Raw genomic sequence first — 1,098 nt, 5'->3', positions numbered from 1 at the left:
CAATAGGTTGCGCGTGACATATCGAAGGAACCCAGGAGTTGGAGGAAGAAAAATGGCAGATATATTTGGCGCGACCTCAACAACGGAAGATGTTCTGTCCGGCGTGGATTTGCATGGTAAAAGAATTCTTGTCACCGGCGTTTCGGCGGGACTTGGCGTAGAGACTGCACGCGCGCTCGCCGCACATGGCGCTCAGGTTGTGGGCGCGGCGCGGGATCTGGCCAAGGCAGAGACTGCAACCGCTGACGTGCGTAGGGATGCTGCGGCTCATGGCGGAGGGTTCGAGCTGGTGGAACTCGATCTCGCCAGTCTGAAGAGCGTACGCGCCTGCGCGGATAAACTGGTCGCTAAAGGCGAACGCTTCGACGTCGTCATCGCAAATGCCGGGGTCATGGCCACTCCATTCGGCCACACATCCGATGGCTTTGAGACGCAGTTGGGCACGAATCACTTGGGGCACTTCGTATTCATCAACCGCATTGCCTCTCTGATGGGCGCTGGGTCACGGCTCATCAATCTGTCATCTGCGGGCCACCGCTTCTCCAACGTCGATCTCGAGGACCCCAACTTTGAGCGCACTCCGTATGAGCCATTCGTTGCGTATGGCCGCTCGAAGACGGCGAACATCCTCTTTGCGGTTGGTTTCGATCTGCGGCACCGGGAGCGTGGCGTACGCGCCACGGCCGTACATCCGGGAAGTATCCAGACCGAACTCGCCCGGCACATGGACCCGGCTCACCTAGAAGCGATGCTCAAACAGATCAACGAGCAGGCGGCAGCGGAAGGCAAGGGCGCCTTCCAGTTCAAGACGATCCAGCAAGGATCGGCAACTTCGGTGTGGGCCGGCGTCATTGCGTCAGCTGAGAAAGTTGGAGCGAGGTACTGCGAGAACTGCCACGTTAGCGAAGTTGTAGCAGACAATGTAACCCTTGGCCTGCTCAATGAAGGGGTACGCCCCTATGCGCTCGACCCCAGGAATGCCGAGGCTCTCTGGAAGAAGAGCGAGGAGCTGGTCGGAGAATCATTCCAGTGATACGACGTCAATTTCGGGGGGCGATATGGCGTGCGCGGGCCATCTGTTGACCTAGAATTGGCCGC

Annotated in this window: 1 protein-coding gene; it reads left to right on the top strand. The window is 58.8% G+C overall.

Annotated features, from left to right (window positions below; genetic code table 11):
• Positions 1-52: 52 nt before the first annotated feature.
• Positions 53-1,033, top strand: coding sequence for an SDR family NAD(P)-dependent oxidoreductase (locus AC5S26_RS29880; RefSeq protein WP_494188592.1), 981 nt, complete (start codon positions 53-55; stop codon positions 1,031-1,033).
• The last annotated feature ends 65 nt before the right edge of the window (positions 1,034-1,098 follow it).

The organism is Edaphobacter sp. FHG110511_03 (genome assembly GCF_059115365.1).
The sequence above is the reverse complement of the archived record's forward strand: the minus strand, read 5'-3'. Positions and strand labels throughout refer to the sequence as shown.

Coding starts and splice junctions, on each gene's coding strand:
- AC5S26_RS29880 (WP_494188592.1), top strand. CDS start 53: ATGGCAGATATATTTGGCGCGACCTCAACAACGGAAGATGTTCTGTCC.